This window comes from Lonsdalea britannica (assembly GCF_002111595.1).
Taxonomy (GTDB): domain Bacteria; phylum Pseudomonadota; class Gammaproteobacteria; order Enterobacterales; family Enterobacteriaceae; genus Lonsdalea; species Lonsdalea britannica.
Genome location: NZ_LUTN01000052.1, coordinates 1 through 669 on the forward strand (window position 1 = coordinate 1; position 669 = coordinate 669).

The window sequence follows — 669 nt, forward strand, 5'->3', positions numbered from 1 at the left end:
CTGGTGCAGGAATTCAACCACGTTGTGACCGTACCGACCGACCCGCAGTCCGGTCAGCCGTCCGGCCAGCGTGTGCACAAGCCGTTCAAATTCACCGTGGCGCTGAACAAAGCCGTCCCGCTGATGTACAACGCCCTGGCGTCCGGCGAAATGCTGCCGACCGTGACCCTAAATGGTACCGCACCTCGGTAGAAGGTAAGCAGGAGCACTTCTTCTCCACCACGCTGACCGACGCGACCATCGTGGACATCGACTGCCAGATGCCGCACTGCCAGGACCCGTCCAAACTGGACTACACCCAGCTGATCCAGGTGTCTCTGTCCTACCGTAAAATCGACTGGGAACACACTGTCGCCGGGACCTCTGGTTCTGATGACTGGCGTGCGCCGGTCGAAGCGTAATGCCGACCACCCGGGCCTTTGGCCCGGGTTTTCCACTTCTGGCGGTCACCACCGCCATCATCGACGGATGTTGCGGCGTGGGCAGACCCAGGCCACAGCAAAAGCACAAAGATAAAAAGCACACAAAAGTACCGTCCACCATCACGGCGGTATCGCGGGCGCACGGAGATACACTCCGGGGCGTGCGGTAGCCGTGGCGTCAGGGAAAAAGGAGAGGGATAACGTGGCAAGCATGACCGGGCTTCAGTTTACCGTAACGATAGGCGCG

Annotated in this window: 1 pseudogene; it reads left to right on the top strand. The window is 60.4% G+C overall.

The features are described from left to right. Positions 1–401: pseudogene (locus AU509_RS17745) on the top strand (Hcp family type VI secretion system effector); the annotation flags it as partial. Positions 402–669: the final 268 nt, after the last annotated feature.